Here is an 18,114-nt window from a genome sequence, read left to right as displayed (position 1 = left end):
CCTGGAGGGGTGCGGTGGTCCGGTCAGGCCGAACGGAGGATGATCTGCTGGCCCTCGGCGGGCGGGACCGCCTCGCCGCGCACGTGCACGGCGCCGGGCAGCAGCTTCTGGTCGACGGCGTCGAGGTAGAGCACCACGTGCCCGAGCTCGCGCAGGTTCTCGGTGGCCTTCTCGCCGACGTCCTCGACCGGGTGCTCGCGGCCCGCGACGACGAAGACGTCGCCGGGGCGGATCTCGCGGATCGGGTGCCCCGAGGGGGTGTGGACGACGGAGACGTCGGCGAGGGCCGGCGGCACCGGTTCGGCGAAGAGGATCAGCACCCCGGCGTCGAACATCTCCTGGGCATCGGTGCCGATGCGGGTGACGGTGGTGGTCCAGAGGGTCTCGCTCACGGCGGTGGGCTCCTTGCTCGGTGGGGATCGTGGTGCGGGCGACGGGTCAGTTGACGAGGAAGCCCGCGAAGTAGGCGATGATCACCGCGAGCGGCGAGGTGATCAGGCGGGAGAAGAGCACGGCGGGGACCCCCACCGAGACCGTCTCCGGCCTCGCCTCCCCGAGGGACAGGCCGACGGGGATGAAGTCGCAGCCCACCTGGCCGTTGATCGCGAACAGGGTGGGCAGCGCGTACTGGACGGGCAGGTTCCCGGCCCCGATCTGGGTGCCCATGAGCACGCCGACCACCTGGGCGATCGCGGCGCCGGGGCCGAGGATCGGGGACAGGATCGGGATCGCGGTGATCACTCCCAGCAGCACCAGTCCCAGCGGGTTGCCGACGAGCGGGGTGACCAGGTGGGCGATGCCCTCGGAGATCCCGGTGTAGGTGACGATGCCGATCAGCAGCGACACGTAGGCCATGAACGGGATGATCGTCTGCAGGCACAGCTGGACCGCCTGCCGGCCGGAGGAGAGCAGCGTGTTGATGAGGTAGCCGATGACGCTGCCGAACCTCACGACCACGCCGGTGAAGCCGCCCATGCCGCCCGAGGACATCGCCGCGCCGGTCTGCTCCATCCGCTCCTGCTTGGAGGGCAGGGTTCCCGGATCGGTGGCGGCCGGTGAGGCGGAGTCCTCGGCGTCGGTGGCCGCCGCCCCGGCGACCCCGGCGACCCCGGCGGCCGCGGTCTGCGCCTCCTCCGGGTCCAGCAGCTCGACGTCGCCCTGCGAGACCGCGGAGACGAAGATGTCCGCGGTGATGAACTGGGCCAGCGGCCCCGAGGGCTCGCCGGGGTAGACGTCCACGGTGGGGATGCGCTTCTTGGGATAGACGCCGATACGGGCGGTGCCGCCGCAGTTGATCACGGCGACCATGACCCGCTCGTCCTCGATGTGGTTGGAGAAACCGTCCACGACCTCGGCGCCGGTGAGCTCGGCGATGCGGGCGGCGACCGGGTGGATGCCGCCGCCGGTGACGGAGAGGACCACGTCGCGGGTCTCGGTGGGGGTGAGCGTGAGACCGTCACCCCATCCGCCGCGGCCCCGTCGGACGCGGACGCTGCGCGTGCTCATCGCCCCGCCCCCTGGAAGTGGCCCGCGGCGTAGTCCTCGTCGAACTGGGCGAACTTCTCGCGGTCGGGGCTGCGGTTGATCATCACGCCGGTGATCCACTGGGTGACGATGCCGCGGATCAGGATCACCACGATGCCGACCAGGAAGTACATGACCGCGAGCTTGGCGTAGGCATCGGGGTTGATCGCGAGCACGCCGGCGCTGACGCCGGTCCACACGAAGATCTCTCCCGCGTTCGCGTGGGGGAAGAAGCTGGTCACCGGGTGGCAGAAGGAGACCGCGGAGTCGTAGAACGCGGGCTTGTGGCGCTCGGGCAGGAAGCGTCCGAAGGTGTAGGCCATCGGGTTGGTCAGCATGATCATCGCGAGGATGGGCATCAGCGTGTAGCGGGTGAGGGCGAATCTCCCGGACCAGCGCACGGCCCGGGTCACCCGCTCCTCCCCGATCCAGGTGGTGATCGCGTACATCGCGGTGAGCAGGACGATCAGCAGCGGGAGGATCCCGGTGAACAGGCCGGTGAAGCTCTCGGCCGCGGCCTGGAAGAGGCCGATGAAGTGCTCGGCGGCCCAGGTGATCGCCTGCATCACCGGGTTGTCGGCGCCGACGGCCGGGGCGGGGTCCGCGAGCAGGACACCGCCCCCGGTGGCCTGGCTGCCGAGCCCGCTGAGGGCGTGGACGGTCATGGTGGAACTCCTTCGATCCGCGCGGCGGCCGGGGCCGCCGCTGCTCGGGACGGCGGAGGAGCGGTGCCGTGTGCGGCGAGCCGATCCCGAGCTCCTTGACGTCACATAGGTGACGACCATCTGCACATCGATGTGCGGATGCGGATCATCGTGCCCGCGATCACACTGGCGCGCAAGTGTTACGACGACAGTTCACATATGTGAGGACGGGGCGGGCGGCAGAAAGCCCCGGGCAGGGATCCTCTCCCCGCCCGGGGCGTCCGGAGCGGTTCAGGCCCCCTGGTGCCCCGCGAACTCGTCCGGGTTCGCGCCACGACGTCCCGCGTCCCCCTTGTCGAGCGCGGAGATCTGCGCGACCTCGTCCTCGCCGAGGGTCAGATCGAGGGAGGCGAAGTTCGCCGCGATCCGCTCGGGGGTGACGGACTTGGGGATCACCACGTTGCCGAGCGCGAGGTTCCAGGCGATCAGCACCTGGGCCGGGGTCGCCCCGTGAGCCTCGGCGATCGCGGTGACCACCGGGTCCTCGAGCTCGCCGCCGCCCTGGCCCAGCGGCGACCAGCTCTCGGTGACGATGCCCTGGGAGGCGTGGAACTCGCGCAGCTCCGGCTGGGTGATGTACGGGTGGAGCTCGATCTGGTTGAGGACCGGCACCGCACCGGTCTCCGACTCGAGCCGGATCAGGTCCTCGATGCGGAAGTTCGAGGTGCCGATGGAGCGGATCCGCCCCTGCTCCTGCAGCTCGATGAGCGCCTTCCAGGTGTCCACGGCGAGACCCTTCGAGGGGGCGGGCCAATGGATCAGGTAGAGGTCGAGCTCCTCGAGGCCGAGATCGGCCATGGTGGCGTCGAAGGAGGCGAGGGTCGCGTCGCGTCCCTGGTCCTGGTTGGGGACCTTGGAGGTCACGAACACCTCGTCGCGCGCGAGGCCCGCGGTGCGCAGCGCCCGGCCGACGCCTGATTCGTTGTTGTAGCCGCGAGCGGTGTCGACGTGGCGGTAGCCGGTCTCGAGGGCCGTGACGACCACGTCGGCCGCGACGTCGTCCTCGACCTGCCACACGCCGAAGCCGAGCTGCGGGATGGAACGGCCGTCACGGAAGGAGATGCGGGGAGAGGCGGTCATGGTGCTCCTTGCTCTCGGGGCGCGGCACCGTGCCGCGCTGGTCAGCGCGTCCAGGCTACCGAACCGGCCCCACCCGGTCAGAGCCGGCAGACCCCGAGGGCGAACGGCCGGTCGCTGGGGTCGGACTCGAGCCAGCGGGCGAGCTCGGGCGGGTGCACGAGGTGCTCGCCCAGCCGGTCCAGCCCCAGCCACGCGGTGCCGGCCTGCCCCGGATCGGGGTCGGTGCCCTCCCCGGGCTCCTCCCCCTCGGCGAGCCCGCACCAGTAGACGACGTTGACCTGGTGGAACGGTGGGACGGGGGTGCCGTCGACCATGCGGCGCCCGGCCATCACCTCGAACAGGCAGGCGGCCTGGTGCACCTCGACGCCCGCACCGATCTCCTCGCGGCACTCGCGGACCATGGCGGCGACCTGGTCCTCGCCGTGCTCCTGCCCGCCTCCGGGCAGAGCGAAGACCTCGCTGCCGTCGGGATCGACGTAGCGGTTCATCAGCACCTGCTGGTCGCGGACGATCAGGGCCTTGACCCCCAGTCGAGGACTGCTCACGCGCTCTCCTCCTCCGCCCCCGGCAGCGCGGCGGCCAGGCGCATCGTCGCCCGGGCGCGCAGGTCCTCGTCGTCCTCGGCCTCGAGCAGGTCCGCGACGGCTCCCTCGTCGCTGAGCAGCCCCATCAGGCGCTGCAGGGCGGCGAGGTGCTCGCGGGCGTCGGTGAGCAGCGGCATCGCGACCAGCCGCACCTCCACGGCGCGGTCGCGCGATCCCATCTCCCCGAAGGAGACGGGACGCGCGAGCGTCGCGAGCGCGAGCCCCGGCGTCACCACGTGCTCCGGGTCGGCGTGCGGGATCGCCGTGGGGATCGGGGTGGGCAGACCGGTGGGGTAGGTCCGCTCCCGGTCGCGCAGCGCGGCGGGGAAGTCGACGGTGACCGCACCGGCGTCGAGCAGGCGGCCGGCGAGGGAGCGCAGCACGTCCTCGGCGTCGGAGACCTCCAGCTGTGCGAGCACGACGCCGAGCGCGAGGGGCGGGGCGCCGTCGTCGGCGTCGGACGGGCGCGGTGGTGTGCTCATGGTTCCTCGCTCTGGGTTCCTCCGGGGCAGCTCCCCGATTCTGGCACCTGCGCGCCCCGGACCGTCGCAGCCGGGCCGCCCGGTGTCGGGCCGACGGCGCCCGGCGGCCCGGTGCCGGGCGGACGGGTCCGGCTGCTCAGGTCGGGTCGGTCTGCTCAGGCCCGGCCCTTGAGGACCTTCTCGAACTGCGCGGTCAGGTCGTGGTCCACCGGCAGCTCGGCGTCGTCGAGGCGGGCGATGGGGGCGGCCAGGCGCGTGGAGGACAGCAGCCAGGCGCCGTCGGAGCCGACGACGTCCTCGACGGTCATGAGCTCCTCGGACACCGTCCGGCCCTCGCTCTCGTGCAGCCAGGCGAAGAGCGTGTTCACGCACGTCCCGGGCAGCACGCCGGCGCTCACGGGGGTGGTGAGGAACTCCTCACCCCGGCGCACCAGCAGGGTGGAGGTGGGGCCCTCGAGCACGTAGCCGTCGCTCGCGACGAAGAGCACGTCCACCGCGCCGCGTCGTGCGGCCTCGCGCACGGCCGCCATGTTCACGGCGTAGCTGAGGGTCTTCGCCCCCGGCAGCAGCCAGGGGCTGGTCTCGGCGATCGTGGTGGACAGCCCGCGGTCCAGCGCCGCCACCCGCATCCCGGCGCGGTAGGAGGACCAGTCGTCGGAGACCCGGGCGTGGATCCAGCAGGTGGGCGTGCCGACCCCCTCGATGCCGCGGGTGAGCATGATGCGCACGCTCATCTCCTCGACGGGGTCGTGGGCGTCGACGGCGGCCTGGAACGCCTCGGCGATGGTGGCCTGGTCGGGTTCGGGCAGCTCGACCTGGGAGGCGCTGCGGGCGAGGCGCTCGAGATGCGGGCCGAGGTTCATGGGCCGGCCGTCGAAGACGCCGACGGTCTCGAAGACGCCGTCACCGCGGGTGGCGACGAGGTCGGTGACCGACAGCTGCGGGACCGTCGCATCCGCCACGTGGAAGCGGGCGCCGCCGTCCGCCGGGGCACCGGTGGCGCCGGGGACGAGCACGAGAACCGGAGCAGGGGTGTCAGTACTGGTCGTGGACATGTCGCGGCTCCTGATCGAGAGGCCTCACGGAGCGGAGGCGGTCCGTCCAGGGTAGACCCCGCGCCGTGGACCGCTCAGCGCCCGTCGACGGCGGGGCCGGGCGTGCCGATGTCCCCGCTGATCGCTGCCGCGCCGCCGGAGCCCGTCCCTGCGCCGGGGCCTGCTCCCGTGCCCAGGGCCTCGCCGAGCATCTCCAGCAGCCGCTCCAGCAGAGTCCTCGGTCCCGAGCCCTCCGCGGCGGTGATCCGCTCGCCGCCCCCGGAGCCCGGGGACTGCGCGGAGTCGCTCTCGGTCGCGCCCCGGCCTCCCGACCCGGCCGATGCCGAGGCCCCCGGCTCCGAGGCCCCCGATTCGGCTGCCCCCGCCTCCGAGATCCCCGACTCCGACGCCCCGGTGTCGGCACCGGCCAGGGCACCGCTCCCGCCGGCAGCGGCACCCTCCGCGCCGCCCGTCGCTCCCCCGGCGGGCGCCGTCGGCGCCCCGGCCATCGGCTCCGGCCCTCCGGCGACCTGCCCCGTCGGATCCTGCCCCGTCGGATCCGGCCCCGTCGGGGACTGCTCCGCCCCGGGCAGCCTCCCGGACTCCGCGATCAGCGCACCGAGGGCGGGACCGGCGCCGAGCCCTGCGAGCAGGCCCTCGACAGCGACGCCCAGGCCGATCGCTCGGCCGACCAGGTCCGCGAGCAGCCCGCCGAGCGCGGCGCCGAGGAAGGCCCCGAGCACGGCGTCGCGACCCTCCGGGGTGCTGAGCAGCTCACGCAGCAGCTGCGCGAGCGGGCCGTCCTCCCCGCCGTGCCGACCACCGGGCCCGGTGCCGCCGCGCAGCTCCTCGGCCAGCCCCTGTCCCGTTCCGAACAGGTCGCGCAGCAGCTCTCCGGGGCTCGTCCACGGCCCTCCGGAACCCCCGGCGCCTCCCCCGACCCCGCCCCCGACGGTGGGGGCGTCGGGCACGGAGGCCGCCTCCTGCTCATCGGCGTGCTGGATCAGACGGCGTGCGCAGTGGCGCAGCTCGAGCTCCCGGTCCTGCAGGCCGGGGCGCACGATGCCGCTCCACTCGGCGCGGAAGTGCTCCGCGTCCTCCCCGGTCCATTCGGTGCTGTCGATGGCGGAGGAGAGCATCGCCTCGAGATCGGAGAACGCCTCGGCGCGGCGGGCGAGCACCGATCCCATGGTCCGCAGAGCCTCGGTGTCCGCGCCCCAGAATCCGTTCATCGACCGCCGGTCCCCTCTCGTTCCCCGTGTCCCGTCCCCTGTGTCCCGGCCGCGCCGACACCCCTGAGGTCGGACCCAACCTACTCAGAGGCGCCCGGGGCGTGCCATGGGGAGGACTCCCCATGGCAGGGTCAGCAGATCGAGGGGCGGGCGGCGGATGCCGTGCCCCTCGGACGCGGCCACGAGGCGGGCCCCGGGGGCGGGCCGGCGCCCGGTCGGGTCAGTCCCCGAGGACGGCGACCACGAGCCCGCGCTCGCGGAAGGCGACGCGCATCGCCAGCGGGTCGCCGGGGGTCTCGACCTCCATCAGGTCCGCGCGGGCGCCGAGGGGCGCTCCGCGCAGGTCGGCGACCGCGAGCGTCCCCTCGGGCAGGCCGGGCAGGCCCGGAAGATCGGAGGATACCGGGTCCTGCAGCGGCACCTCGGGGGCCTCGTCCTCCTCGGTCGTGCCCAGGATCCGGGCGAAGAGGTGCTGGTCCATCAGCCGCTCCGCGGCCTCGGCGCGATCGTCCTCGACGTCGGCGGCGGCCGGTCCGCGCTCGGCGAGGGCGGTGAGGGTCGTCTCGAGGGCGTCGGCGAAGAGCTCGAGATAGGTGCCCAGGTCCGGAGCGGCCAGGCGCAGGGCGAGGTCCTCGCCGATGCCGTGGACCGCCCCGGGCGCGCCGTCCTCGTCGAGGGTGAGCACCACCGCGGCGTCGGGGGTCTCGTAGAGGGGGTAGAAGGAGGTCGCCTCGCCCAGCAGCGTGTAGGGACCCACGTCCGTGCGGTCCTCGATCTGGAGGGTCAGCATGGTCTGCCCGCAGACGCGGACGCCGCCGAGCTCGTCGGCGATCTGCTCGAGGGCGGGCGGCGGATCGGCCGCGACCTCCTCCTCGGTGACGGCGAGGCCGGGGATCGCGGTGGCGTCCTGCTCGTGCACGTTCACCAGCGAGGAGAGGCGGTCCAGGACGGGTCGCACGGAGGCCAGCGGCAGCACCTCGGCGGTGTCGGGCCAGGGCAGGGAGTTGTTCATCGGCGTGCTCACGCGCTCAGTGTGTCACGCGCGTCAGGCGATGCGGCGGGCCGCTCCCCCGGGCCGGGTGACGGCGGCGGTGGCCCCGGTGCGCGAGGGATGGGCGCTGCGGTAGGCATCGAGCCAGCGCTCGGCGAACTCCTCGGCCCGCTCGGCCGCGACCAGCGCCCAGACGCTGCCGCCGAAGCCCGCCCCGAAGGCGCTCGCGGCGTGCGCCCCCTGCTCGCGGGCGAGGCGCTGGAGGGCGGAGGTCTCGGCCACCTGGTTGCGCAGTCCCTGCTCGGCGCCGGTCTGGGACTCGTCGACCAGGCGTCCGAACTCCTCCAGGTCGCCGTCCTCGAGCGCGACCGCGGCGGCGGGGACGAGCCGCTCGGACTCGGTGAGGAACTGCTCGAGGCGCACCCCGAGGTAGTTGTCCTCGGCGGTGAGCTCGCGCAGCCGGGCCACGGCGCCGGGGCCGCTCGCGACCGCCTCGGCGAGGGAGCTGTCGCCGCGTCCGGTGTCCTCCCGCCAGCGGCGCAGGGTCTCGGTGACCGCGAGGGAGACGCGGTTGTAGTCCTCGCGCGCGGCCCCGGTCTTCTCCGCCTCGACGCCGCTGACCGCGACCACCAGGGAGAGCTCGGGGCCGAGGCCGATCGTCCGCTCGTGCCGCACGGGGCAGAAGGAGTACTGGACCAGCGCGTCGGGGACCCCGCACAGCATCGCCGTGTGGTCCTCGCTGCCGCCGAAGGTGCCCACGCCGCGGTAGCCCTCGAGGCCGCCGAAGCTCTGCCCGTTCTCCACCGTGCCGAGGTACTCGCCCAGCTGCTCGGGGGTCGTGATCTCGGCGGCGAAGGTCCCGGTCCCGTCGGCGGCGATGCCGGAGAGGTCGATCAGGGCCAGGGCGAGCCCGACCACGAGGGCGGAGGAGCTGGACATCCCGGCGGCGAGCGGGAGCGTCGAGGAGATGGTGATGTCGGCGCCGCGGAGGCGGCCGGGGAAGTTCGCGTCGAGACGGTCGGCGACGGTGCGGACGTAGCCGCCCCAGTGGCCGTCGGACTCCGCGGGGCGGGCCTCGCGCTGGTCGAGGTCGATGGTGACGGTGCCGCCCACCACCTCGGAGCGCACCTGCAGCACCCGGTCCTCGCGGGCGCGGGCGTCGATCGTGTGGCCGGCGTCGACGGCGGCCAGCAGGGAGCGGCCGCCCGCGTAGTCGGTGTGCTTGCCGAGCACCTCGATGCGGCCGGGCACGAACCAGCGCACCCGGTCGGCCGAGGGGGATCCGGCGGCGAGCTGGCCGAGGACGTCGCTCACAGGCGCACCTCGATCCCGGCCAGGGCATGCTGGACGGCGGCCACGTCCCCGCGCGAGGACATGTCCAGCACCCCGGCCGCGGCGGGCACCACCGTGATCGGCTCCCCCTCCTGGACCAGCAGGCGCACCGCGTCGATGATCTCGAGCTCACCGCGCACCGAGGGCTCGATCCGCGCGCAGGCGTCGAAGATCGCGGGGGTGAACAGCCACGCGTTCATCGAGACCGGGGCGTCCTCGCCGTAGGCGGCGAGGGTCTGCTCGTCGGGCTTCTCGACGATGTCCCGCAGCAGACCGGCCTCGTCCTGCGCGACCAGGGCGAAGGCGCGGATGCGGTCGGCGGGGATGTTCGATCGCTCGACGAGCGCGGTGCGGTCGAAGCCGACCAGGGCGCTGCCGGGGGCCGCGGAGAGCGCGGAGAGGGCCTCGCGCGGGTAGTAGTTGTCCGAGTTCAGGACGATCACGCGCTGGTCGCCGGCGAATCCGCGGGCCGCGGCGACGGCGTCGGCGGTGCCGCGCGGCTCGGCCTGGACCGCGGTGGTGACGTGCACCCGGCCGCCGGAGGCGCGGGCGGCGTACTCGCGCAGCACGTCGTGCTCGGGTCCGATGACCAGGCACACCTCGGTGACGCCGACGTCGGCGAGCACGGAGAGGACGTAGTCGAGGAAGGGACGGCCCACGTCGATCAGGGCCTTGACGCCGCTCGCGGCGACCCGGGCCTGCTCCGCGTCGAGCTGCGCGGCGTCGTCGGCCCTGCGCATGCGGGTGCCGAGCCCGCGCGCGAGGATCACCGCACGGGTCGGGGCGGTCGGGATGTCGGAGGGAGTCGTCTCGTTCTGATCAGCCACGCAGGAAGTGTACGGGGGTGCGGACGCTCTCCCGGGGATCTGTGCGGGTCAGCCCCCGGGGGTGATCCGCCGCGCGAGGTCGTCGGCGCTCAGCTCGCCCTCCTGGGAGGCGGCGATGAGGGCGCGGGCGCGGTCGGCCGCGTCCCAGGTGTTCCACAGCAGCACTCCCTCGAGCACGCCGTCCTCGAGGTAGTGGACGACCGCGGCGGTGCGCTCGGGGTTCCACTCCTCCCGCACCTCGAGCGCGGTGTCCAGGCGGCCCACGGCCTCGTAGCCGTCGTCGAACAGATCGGAGTAGAGCAGCGGGCTGTGCTCGAGGTCCTCCTCGGCCCCGGCCATGTTCCGGCCCGCGGCCGCACCGGTGGCCTGGGCGTTGTCCACGTGCTCGACATGGCGCGGGCCCAGCAGCGCGTCGTCGAACCAGGCGATGTCCCCGGCGGCGTAGACGTCGGTCGCGCTGGTGCGCAGCCGCGGGTCGACCACCACGGCGTCGTGCTCGAGCTCGATGCCGACCCGGGCCGCGAGAGTGGTGTTCAGCTCCGCCCCCAGGGCGAGCACGGTCACGTCGGCCCGCAGCTGCTCGCCGCTCTCGGAGTGCAGGGTCAGCTGGGTGTCGGAGCCGGTGTCGATCCCGGTCAGGCGGTACCCGGGCACGAGGGTGATGCCGTGCTCGGCGTAGACCTGTTCGAGGTGCTCGGAGATCGAGGCGGGCAGCAGGTGATCGAGGATCCGCCGACCGGCATGGGCCAGGGAGACCTGCGCGCCGGTGCGGCTCAGGCCCGCCGCGATCTCGGGGCCGAGGCAGCCGCCGCCGACCACGGCGAGGTGGGCGCCCTCGGTCGCCAGCTCCCGCAGGTGGCGGTAGTCGCCGACGGTGCGCAGGTAGGCGACCCGCGGGTCGTGGACCTCCCGGAGCCGGCGCGGCGAGGCGCCCGTGGCCAGGAGGGCCCGGCCGTAGTGCGCCCACTGGCCGCCGGCGGTGACCAGGCTGTGGGAGGCGGGTCGCAGTTCGGTGACCAGCGTCGCGGTGATCAGGTGCGCGCCCGTCTCCTCCGCGGTGTGCAGGTCCTGGCTCGACGGATCCGGGTCCTCGCCGTGCCAGAGCTCCTTGGACAGGGCGGGGCGGTGGACGGGCCCGTGGGCGTCCGCCGAGATGATCGCGATGGTCGCCTCGGGGTCGAGCTCCCGGATCGCCCGCGCCGCGGAGTCCGCCGCGACGCCTCCTCCGATGATCACGTGGTCGTAGCTGTGCTCGAGGTCCGACATCGCGCGCTCCTTCGCAGAACCCAATGTGTCCTCTCACGGTAGGCCCGTCCCGCCCCCACCGCTACCGTCGGCGCCCACGCCGCTGCTCCTGCGCCTCGGGGGCCGACGGCCGGTGCACGAGGGTCACCAGCACCACCGAGATCATCATCAGCAGCAGCCAGGCCACCAGCTTCGTCAGCGGCACCGGCTCCCAGCCCTCCGCCTGGTGCGGGTAGATCCAGGCTCCCGCCGCGGTGCCCAGGTTCTCCGCGATCCAGAGGAAGAAGGCCACCCCCGCGAACGCCGCGAGCACGGGCATCCGGTACCAGCGCCCCCCGCGGCGGATCCGGAAGCTCATCATGCATCGCACGTACAGCACCACCACCAGGGCCAGCAGCAGCCACCGCAGATCGGGCAGGTGGTGGTGGGTGAAGAAGTTCAGGTAGATCCCGGCGGCGACCACCGCGGTCGCCCACAGCGGCGGGTAGCGGGTGAACCGCAGGTCGAACAGCCGCATCACCCGGACCATGTAGGAGCCGACGGCGGCGTACATGAATCCGGAGTACAGGGGCACGGCCCCGATCCGCAGCAGCCCCTCGCTCTCGTAGGACCAGGAGCCCATGTGCGTCTTGAACACCTCCATCACGGTGCCCACGAGGTGGAAGAGCAGGATCACCACCACCTCGGACTACCTGGGCCGCAAGCTCAACTACGCGCTCTACCTGGCAGTGGGCGCGGCGCTGTACGTCGTGATCGCGACCGCGGGCTCGGCATCGCTCGCGCTGTTCGTGATCTCGGCGCTGATCATCATCTCCTTCTACGGCGGCGGCTTCTCGACCGTGCCCGCGTACCTCAAGGACCTGTTCGGCGTGTACCAGGTGGGGGCGATCCACGGTCGCCTGCTGACCGCCTGGGCCGCCGCGGGCGTCGCGGGCCCGCTGCTGGTGAACACCATCGTCGAGTCGCAGGCCGCCGCCGGTCGCTCCGGCATGGACCTGTACACGCTCTCGATGTGGCTGATGGCCGGCGTCCTCGCCGTCGGCTTCGTCGCGAACCTGCTGATCCGCGCGGTGGACGAGAAGCATCTCGTCGACGAATCCGTGGTGGCTGCGAAGAAGGACGCCGACCGCGCCGGCGCCCACGATGCGATCTCCGGCAACGGCGGCCCCGAGGCGCATGCCGCCGCCGGCGCGAGCCACCGCGCGGCCGCGATCATCCTCGCCGTGCTGGTCGTCGTCGCGCTCGCCTACGGACTGGTCGAGACCGCGATCCGCGCGGTCGGGCTGTTCACCGCCTGAGCGGACACCACCGGCGCGAGCACGGTTCGCCGCCGCCGCCCGCGCCGTGCTTGGATGAGCCGCATCCGCCCGCCACGACCTGGAGGTCATCATGGGACGCGAGATCGGCAGCACCGAGTACACCAGGTCCCAGCGCACCCGCTATCGCCGGGAGCTGCGCCGCAATCTCGACATCTTCGAGATCTTCCTGGACACGGCGGAGTTCGTGGACGAGGGGACCGTGGGCGTCGAGCTCGAGATGAACCTCGCCCGCACGGACACCATGGAGCCCGCCCTGGTCTCCGACCTGGTGCTGGAGGATCTGGACGACGAGGACTACGTCCACGAGATCGGGCGCTTCAACCTCGAGGTGAACCTGCCCGTCTCCCGCCCGCAGGGCAGCGGGCTGGCGGATCTGGAGCGGGAGCTGAGCGAGAAGGTCGCCCGGGCGGACGACGCCGCCCGGGCCCGGGATGCCCGCGTGATCCCCGTCGGCCACCTGCCCACCATCACCGAGGAGCTCTTCGCCGGCGACGCCTGGCGCGCCCCGGGCGCCCGCTACGAGGCCCTCGAGACCACGGTGCTCGAGGCGCGCGGCGAGGAGATCTACCTCAGCATCGAGGGTGAGGGGAAGGGCAAGGGCCTCGACGTCACCTTCGACTCGATCGCCCCCGAATCGGCCTGCACCTCGATGCAGCTGCACCTGCAGGTGCCGCCCGAGCAGTTCGCCGCCGCCTGGAACGCCGCGCAGGCGATCGCCGGCCCGCAGGTCGCCCTCGCCGCGAACTCCCCGTACCTGCTGGGCCGGAGGCTGTGGCACGAGACCCGCATCCCCACCTTCGTGCAGTCCTTGGACACCCGCCCGCCCGAGTACGCGGCACAGGGCGTGCGGCCGCGGGTCTGGTTCGGCGAGCGCTGGATCACCTCCATGTTCGACCTCTTCGAGGAGAACGTGCGCCTGTTCCCCGCCCTGATCCCGGAATCGCGGGAGATGGCGGAGGAGCCGCTGCTCACCGAGGGCTCCTCCCCGCGGCTGCACGAGCTGATGCTCCACAACGGCACCGTGTGGCGGTGGAACCGACCCATCTACGACCCCGGCACCGACGTCCCGCACCTGCGGCTCGAGAACCGCCTGCTGCCGGCCGGGCCGACCCCGGCGGACATGGCCGCCAATGCCGCGTTCTTCTACGGGATCCTCCACTCGCTGGTCCACGAGCGACGCCCGCTGTGGTCGCGGATGAGCTTCGAGCAGGCCGCCGAGGCGTTCCAGCAGTGCGCCCGCTGGGGGCTGGAGGCCCGGGTGCGCTGGCCGCGGGTGGGGCGCGTGCGGGTGGCGGACCTGCTCATCGAGCAGCTGATCCCTCAGGCGATGGAGGGCCTGCGCGGGCTCGGCGCCGACGAGGCGGTGGCCGAGCGCTATGGCGACATCCTCACCGGGCGCGCCCGCACCGGTCGCAACGGGGCGCGATGGCAGATCGACACCGTCACCTCTCTCGAGCTGCGGGGCGCGGACCGCTCCGAGGCCCTCGCGGAGATGACCCGCCTCTACCGCGCCGCCGTCGACACCGAGGAGCCCGTGCACGCCTGGCCGGTCCCGGCGCGCCAGCGGGACTGACTCCCTCCTTCGCCATCACCGGTCCGTCCGGAGGCCCGCCCGGGCCGTGGCCGATCCCACCCCCTCCGGCGGTCCACATCATGGGACGTCGTCTCATGAAGCAGTACGATGCTCCGCATGAGCACCCCGTCCCCCACCCCCACGTCCGCGGAGGCGCCGCGGCGCGACGCCGCCGCCCGCACCTCGGAGGACCGCTCCGCGCGCATCGCGGTGACCGTCTTCCCCGCCCTGATCCTCGCCGCCGCGGCCTTCGGCTTCCTCGTGCCGAGCGTCGGCCAGGCGCTGGCCGCGCACACCAGCATCTACCTCGGCGTCATCATGTTCGCGATGGGACTGACCCTCACGATCCCCGACTTCGCGCTGGTCGCGAAGCGGCCGCTGCCGGTGCTGATCGGCGTGGTCGCCCAGTACGTGATCATGCCGCTGATCGGTCTCGGCATCGCCGTGCTGCTGCAGCTCCCGCCGGAGCTCGCCGTGGGCGTGATCCTGGTGGGCTGCGCTCCCGGCGGCACCAGCTCCAACGTCATCACCTACCTGGCCAGGGCGGACACCGCCCTCTCGGTCACGATGACCTCGATCTCCACCCTGCTGGCGCCGCTGTTCACACCGATGCTCACCCTGTGGCTGGCCGGCTCCTACCTGCCCGTGGACGCCGGCTCGATGGCGCTGTCCATCGTGCAGATGGTGCTCATCCCCGTCGTCGGCGGCCTGGTGGTGCGCCTGGTGGCCGGGAAGCTCGTGGACAGGGTGCTGCCCGCCCTGCCGTGGGTCAGCGTCGCCGGGATCTCGCTCGTGGTCATCGCCGTGGTCAGCGGCTCCACCGAAGCGATCGTCGCCGCGGGCGGCATCGTGCTGCTGGCGGTGGTGCTGCACAACGCCCTGGGCTACCTGCTCGGCTACTTGGCCGCGCGCCTCCTCCGCCAGGGCGAGCGGGCCGCCCGCACCACCTCGATCGAGGTCGGCATGCAGAACTCGGGCCTGGCCGCGACGCTCGCCGCGAGCGCCTTCAGCCCCGCCGCCGCGCTGCCCGCCGCGATCTTCTCGATCTGGCACAACCTCTCCGGCGCCGTGCTCGCGATGTACTACCGCCGCAGCGCCGACCGGCACCGGACGGATCGCGTCTGAGCCGTCCCGTCCCTCCCGCCGCACGAGGACGGGCCGATGCACCGCTGTCCGCGGGCATCGGCCCGTCCTCGTGCCGGGCTCCTCGAGCCGAGAGGCCGCCGGCTCAGGTCGACTGCGGCCGCCCGCTCTCCGGGAGGTCGGCCCGGGAGCTGCCGGTGCGCGCGGGCAGGGTCCCGCGATCGGGGCCGGCCGCCGTCTCGACGACCTCCTCGACATCCTCGTAGGGGTCGCGCAGGATCGGGATCTCCGTGGTGAACGTCGGCTCGACGACGTAGTCCTCGGCGTCGAACTCGTCGTCCCCTTCGCGCCGCTCGTACTCCTCCGGGGGCAGCACCTGCGCCCACTCGCGGGTGCGCATGTTCGGGAGCTCGCCCGCATCCTCCTTCAGGGCGCGCAGCAGGGCGTACATCTGGAACCAGCCCATGATGAAGAACGGCAGTCCGACGAGGATGATCGTCGACTGCAGGGCGTCCAGCCCGTCCGCGCCGGAGAACACCAGCAGCGCCGCGGTGACCAGCCCGATCGCCACGCCCCAGAAGATGCGCTGCCCCAGCGGGTTGAAGTCCTCGTGGCCGTTGGCCATGGAGTCCGTGACCAGGGCGGCGGAGTCCACGGACGTCACGAAGAAGATGATCACCAGGATGATCGCGACGACCGAGACGAAGAACGACGCCGGGTAGTGGTCGAGGAACGCGAACAGGGCGCCGGGGATGTCCCCGTCGTCGACCACCCGCTCGACCAGCCCGCCCTCGCCGTTGAGCTCGATGTCGAAGCTCGCGTAGCCGAAGATGCCGAACCAGATCACGGAGAAGCCCGCGGGCACCGCGAGCACGCCGGAGACGAACTGGCGGATGGTGCGGCCGCGGGAGATGCGGGCGATGAAGATGCCCACGAAGGGCGACCAGGTGATGGTCCAGGCCCAGTAGAAGACCGTCCAGGTGTTCTGCCAGCCGGAGTTCGCGAAGGAGTCGTTCCACAGGGCCAGCTCGGGCAGGCTCACGATGTAGGTGCCGAAGGACTCGAGGGTCCCCTTGAGCACGAACAGGGTGGCACCGCCGGCGACCGCGACGAAGATCAGCAGCAGCACGGCCACCACGATGTTGATGTTGGAGAGCAGCTTGATGCCCTTCTCGAGACCCGCCGAGACCGAGATCAGGGCCAGCCCGCACACCACGCCGATGATGATGAGGTTCCAGCCCGCGCTCTCGGGCACCCCGAACAGCTGGTTCAGGCCGCCGTTGATCTGCAGGGTGCCCAGGCCCACGGAGACCGCGATGCCGAAGACGGTGCCGATGATCGCGACGATGTCGATCAGCTTGCCGACGGGGCCGTGGATCCCCTCGCCGAGCAGCGGCTGGAAGATCGAGCTGACGCGCGGCGGCAGGTTGCGCTTGTGGATGAAGTAGGCGAAGCACAGCGCCGGGAGCGTGAAGATCGTCCAGGTGTGCAGCGTGAAGTGGTAGTACGTGAAGTTCATGGCGTCGCGCGCGGCGGACCAGGTCCCGCCGTCGATGCCGAGCTCTGCCCCGCGCGGCGGGTCCCCGAAGTGGCTGATCGGCTCCGCCACGCCCCAGAACATGAGGATCGAGCCGATGCCCGCGGCGAAGAGCATCGCGAACCACGCCCCGCCGGAGTGCTCCGGGGGCTCGTCGTCCGGGCCCAGCTTCACGCGGCCGAAGCGGCTCATCGCGATGAAGAGCAGGAAGGCGAGGAACACGGTGACGCCGAGGATGTAGAACCATCCGAGGTTCGTCAGCAGCCAGTCGGAGGCCGCCGTGGTCGCGGTGTTCAGAGGATCGGTGAAGGCGATGGTCCCGATGACGAAGGCGATGATGATCGCCGCCGAGCCGAAGAAGATCACCGGCGACGTGCGCAGGTGCAGCGCGTCATGGAGTCTGGTCAACATGGTCATGCTCCTCGTGGGGCTGGTGCGTCATGGGGAGTCGTGCACGTGCGGGCGAGGCCGCCTCCTCACGGTACGACCTCGGGGCCAGTGTTCCAGAGACCGGCGACCCGGCAGGGCAGTTCTCCCCATCGCGCCGTGGACGACTGCCCGATACCGTGGGTCGGAGCGATCGGATGCCGAGCTGGAGGAGACCATGAGCAATCCCTACGGAGTGCCCGGCGCACCCAGCACCCCGGCTCCGAAGAGCCGCACCGGCCTGTACGTCGGCCTCTCCTGCGGCTGCCTCCTGCTCGTCGCGGTGCTGATCGCCGTGGCCGGCGTGGCGCTGTGGCTCGTCAGCAGCAGCGGCGAGGAGGAGCCCACCGGCGGCCCCGCCACCTCCGAGACGCCGACGGACGAGCCGACCGACGAGCCCACCGGGGACCCGACGGACGAGCCCACGGACGAGCCGACCGACGGCCCGTCCGACGGTCCGGTCGAGACGCCCACCGAGGATCCCTCGGAGGATCCGACCTCCGAGCCCGGCACCTCCCTCACGGTCAACGTCTCGGAGCCCTCCGAGGGCGCCACCCTGGACACGAACGACGAGACTCTCGAGACCGAGAACGGCAAGTTCATCGGCGTGGCCGTGATCATCACGAACGAGGGCGACGAGGCCGTCGGCCTGGCCAACGAGAACTTCCGCTTCTACGACGACCAGGGCGAGGAGTACACGCTGATCTACGGCTCGTACTCGACCTCAGGTCCGCGGATCGAGCCCGGCGAGGAGGCGACCGCGCTCCTGTACGCGGATGTCGAGAAGGACATGGTGCTCGAGTCGGTCAGCTACACCGACGAGGTCGGCACGGCCGGCGAGAAGATCACCTTCCCCGTCAGCTGAGCGACGTGCTGCGAGGAACGAGCGGCAGGAGCACAGCCGGAGGAACCAGCTGAGCGACCGTTCGGTCCGCGCCTGCGTCCGCCCCGGTCATCCGCCATTTCGCTGCCACCGGCGCCCCGCACTCAGGGAAAGACCAGGCCCGGCTCAGCGCTCTTCCCGGGAGACGGGGTCTACTAGTGGCAACGCGTCACCGGAGGATCCGCTGACTGAGGAGAAGGCGGCATCCGCTGATCCGGGACGCGGGGGAAAGGGATGGCCCCGGCTCGTGGGGACGAG

At 72.5% G+C, this 18,114-nt stretch carries 17 protein-coding genes and 1 pseudogene; 4 read left to right on the top strand and 14 right to left on the bottom strand.

Going from position 1 to position 18,114, the window contains the following annotated elements; genetic code table 11:
• Positions 1 to 23: 23 nt before the first annotated feature.
• The 13 genes and pseudogenes from ACT3SP_RS09685 to ACT3SP_RS09625 form a co-directional block, all read right to left on the bottom strand.
• On the bottom strand, positions 24 to 392 hold the full coding sequence (locus ACT3SP_RS09685; protein WP_444587074.1) for a PTS glucitol/sorbitol transporter subunit IIA: 369 nt from the start codon (positions 390 to 392) through the stop codon (positions 24 to 26).
• A gap of 46 nt (positions 393 to 438) precedes the next feature.
• Positions 439 to 1,506, bottom strand: coding sequence for a PTS glucitol/sorbitol transporter subunit IIB (srlE, locus tag ACT3SP_RS09680; RefSeq protein ID WP_444587073.1), 1,068 nt, complete (start codon positions 1,504 to 1,506; stop codon positions 439 to 441).
• Positions 1,503 to 2,189: a PTS glucitol/sorbitol transporter subunit IIC gene (gene srlA / locus ACT3SP_RS09675; protein WP_444587072.1), complete on the bottom strand. Its 687-nt coding sequence runs from the start codon at positions 2,187 to 2,189 to the stop codon at positions 1,503 to 1,505. The genes srlE and srlA overlap by 4 nt, the downstream gene beginning before the upstream one ends.
• A 270-nt stretch (positions 2,190 to 2,459) precedes the next feature.
• Positions 2,460 to 3,308 (bottom strand): aldo/keto reductase, encoded by an 849-nt coding sequence (locus tag ACT3SP_RS09670; RefSeq protein WP_444587071.1) that lies wholly within the window; start codon positions 3,306 to 3,308, stop codon positions 2,460 to 2,462.
• Between the two features lie 77 nt (positions 3,309 to 3,385).
• Positions 3,386 to 3,853 carry an NUDIX domain-containing protein gene (locus tag ACT3SP_RS09665; RefSeq protein WP_444587070.1) on the bottom strand — a complete coding sequence of 156 codons (468 nt, stop codon included), beginning with the start codon at positions 3,851 to 3,853 and terminating at the stop codon, positions 3,386 to 3,388.
• Entirely contained in the window at positions 3,850 to 4,374 is a 525-nt protein-coding gene (locus ACT3SP_RS09660) for a PTS sugar transporter subunit IIA (protein ID WP_444587069.1), read from the bottom strand. Before ACT3SP_RS09660 ends, ACT3SP_RS09665 begins: the two co-directional genes overlap by 4 nt.
• A 155-nt stretch (positions 4,375 to 4,529) precedes the next feature.
• Positions 4,530 to 5,429: an aminodeoxychorismate lyase gene (locus ACT3SP_RS09655; protein WP_444587068.1), complete on the bottom strand. Its 900-nt coding sequence runs from the start codon at positions 5,427 to 5,429 to the stop codon at positions 4,530 to 4,532.
• A gap of 74 nt (positions 5,430 to 5,503) precedes the next feature.
• Positions 5,504 to 6,640: a WXG100 family type VII secretion target gene (locus tag ACT3SP_RS09650; protein WP_444587067.1), complete on the bottom strand. Its 1,137-nt coding sequence runs from the start codon at positions 6,638 to 6,640 to the stop codon at positions 5,504 to 5,506.
• 220 nt (positions 6,641 to 6,860) lie between these two features.
• On the bottom strand, positions 6,861 to 7,664 hold the full coding sequence (locus ACT3SP_RS09645; protein WP_444587066.1) for a hypothetical protein: 804 nt from the start codon (positions 7,662 to 7,664) through the stop codon (positions 6,861 to 6,863).
• Positions 7,665 to 7,685: 21 nt separating this feature from the next.
• Positions 7,686 to 8,945 (bottom strand): galactokinase family protein, encoded by a 1,260-nt coding sequence (locus ACT3SP_RS09640; protein WP_444587065.1) that lies wholly within the window; start codon positions 8,943 to 8,945, stop codon positions 7,686 to 7,688.
• A complete protein-coding gene (locus ACT3SP_RS09635; RefSeq protein ID WP_444587064.1) occupies positions 8,942 to 9,790 on the bottom strand; it encodes a nucleotidyltransferase family protein in 849 nt (282 codons plus the stop codon). The genes ACT3SP_RS09640 and ACT3SP_RS09635 overlap by 4 nt, the downstream gene beginning before the upstream one ends.
• A 48-nt stretch (positions 9,791 to 9,838) precedes the next feature.
• Positions 9,839 to 11,056 carry an NAD(P)/FAD-dependent oxidoreductase gene (locus ACT3SP_RS09630; RefSeq protein ID WP_444587063.1) on the bottom strand — a complete coding sequence of 406 codons (1,218 nt, stop codon included), beginning with the start codon at positions 11,054 to 11,056 and terminating at the stop codon, positions 9,839 to 9,841.
• A 61-nt stretch (positions 11,057 to 11,117) separates the two neighbouring features.
• Positions 11,118 to 11,720 (bottom strand): annotated as a pseudogene (locus ACT3SP_RS09625) (DUF817 family protein); the annotation flags it as partial.
• Here ACT3SP_RS09625 and ACT3SP_RS09620 point away from each other — a divergent pair.
• The 3 genes from ACT3SP_RS09620 to ACT3SP_RS09610 all read left to right on the top strand — a co-directional run bounded on the left by ACT3SP_RS09620 (position 11,665) and on the right by ACT3SP_RS09610 (position 15,052).
• Positions 11,665 to 12,333 (top strand): hypothetical protein, encoded by a 669-nt coding sequence (locus tag ACT3SP_RS09620; RefSeq protein WP_444587062.1) that lies wholly within the window; start codon positions 11,665 to 11,667, stop codon positions 12,331 to 12,333. The pseudogene ACT3SP_RS09625 and the gene ACT3SP_RS09620 sit on opposite strands and share 56 nt — an antisense overlap.
• Before the next feature lie 91 nt (positions 12,334 to 12,424).
• Complete coding sequence (locus ACT3SP_RS09615; RefSeq protein ID WP_444587061.1) at positions 12,425 to 13,927, top strand: glutamate--cysteine ligase; 1,503 nt, start codon at positions 12,425 to 12,427, stop codon at positions 13,925 to 13,927.
• 117 nt (positions 13,928 to 14,044) lie between these two features.
• Positions 14,045 to 15,052, top strand: a complete 1,008-nt coding sequence (locus ACT3SP_RS09610) for a bile acid:sodium symporter family protein (protein ID WP_444587060.1) — start codon at positions 14,045 to 14,047, stop codon at positions 15,050 to 15,052.
• Between the two features lie 103 nt (positions 15,053 to 15,155).
• On the opposite strand, the gene ACT3SP_RS09605 is transcribed toward ACT3SP_RS09610, so the two are convergent.
• Positions 15,156 to 16,958: a BCCT family transporter gene (locus tag ACT3SP_RS09605; protein ID WP_444587059.1), complete on the bottom strand. Its 1,803-nt coding sequence runs from the start codon at positions 16,956 to 16,958 to the stop codon at positions 15,156 to 15,158.
• 193 nt (positions 16,959 to 17,151) lie between these two features.
• On the opposite strand from ACT3SP_RS09605, the gene ACT3SP_RS09600 reads away from it, so the two are divergent.
• Complete coding sequence (locus tag ACT3SP_RS09600; RefSeq protein WP_444587058.1) at positions 17,152 to 17,838, top strand: DUF4352 domain-containing protein; 687 nt, start codon at positions 17,152 to 17,154, stop codon at positions 17,836 to 17,838.
• Positions 17,839 to 18,114: the final 276 nt, after the last annotated feature.

Source organism: Brachybacterium sp. AOP43-C2-M15, assembly GCF_052446295.1.
Taxonomy (GTDB): domain Bacteria; phylum Actinomycetota; class Actinomycetes; order Actinomycetales; family Dermabacteraceae; genus Brachybacterium.
The sequence above is the reverse complement of the archived record's forward strand: the minus strand, read 5'-3'. Positions and strand labels throughout refer to the sequence as shown.

What these genes read in the sequence shown, in the direction of transcription:
- ACT3SP_RS09655 (WP_444587068.1), bottom strand. Translation starts at nt 5,429, where the DNA reads ATGTCCACGACCAGTACTGACACCCCTGCTCCGGTTCTCGTGCTCGTC.
- ACT3SP_RS09650 (WP_444587067.1), bottom strand. Translation starts at nt 6,640, where the DNA reads ATGAACGGATTCTGGGGCGCGGACACCGAGGCTCTGCGGACCATGGGA.
- ACT3SP_RS09605 (WP_444587059.1), bottom strand. Translation starts at nt 16,958, where the DNA reads ATGTTGACCAGACTCCATGACGCGCTGCACCTGCGCACGTCGCCGGTG.
- ACT3SP_RS09660 (WP_444587069.1), bottom strand. Translation starts at nt 4,374, where the DNA reads ATGAGCACACCACCGCGCCCGTCCGACGCCGACGACGGCGCCCCGCCC.
- ACT3SP_RS09610 (WP_444587060.1), top strand. Translation starts at nt 14,045, where the DNA reads ATGAGCACCCCGTCCCCCACCCCCACGTCCGCGGAGGCGCCGCGGCGC.
- ACT3SP_RS09600 (WP_444587058.1), top strand. Translation starts at nt 17,152, where the DNA reads ATGAGCAATCCCTACGGAGTGCCCGGCGCACCCAGCACCCCGGCTCCG.
- ACT3SP_RS09615 (WP_444587061.1), top strand. Translation starts at nt 12,425, where the DNA reads ATGGGACGCGAGATCGGCAGCACCGAGTACACCAGGTCCCAGCGCACC.
- ACT3SP_RS09670 (WP_444587071.1), bottom strand. Translation starts at nt 3,308, where the DNA reads ATGACCGCCTCTCCCCGCATCTCCTTCCGTGACGGCCGTTCCATCCCG.
- ACT3SP_RS09630 (WP_444587063.1), bottom strand. Translation starts at nt 11,056, where the DNA reads ATGTCGGACCTCGAGCACAGCTACGACCACGTGATCATCGGAGGAGGC.
- srlE (WP_444587073.1), bottom strand. Translation starts at nt 1,506, where the DNA reads ATGAGCACGCGCAGCGTCCGCGTCCGACGGGGCCGCGGCGGATGGGGT.
- srlA (WP_444587072.1), bottom strand. Translation starts at nt 2,189, where the DNA reads ATGACCGTCCACGCCCTCAGCGGGCTCGGCAGCCAGGCCACCGGGGGC.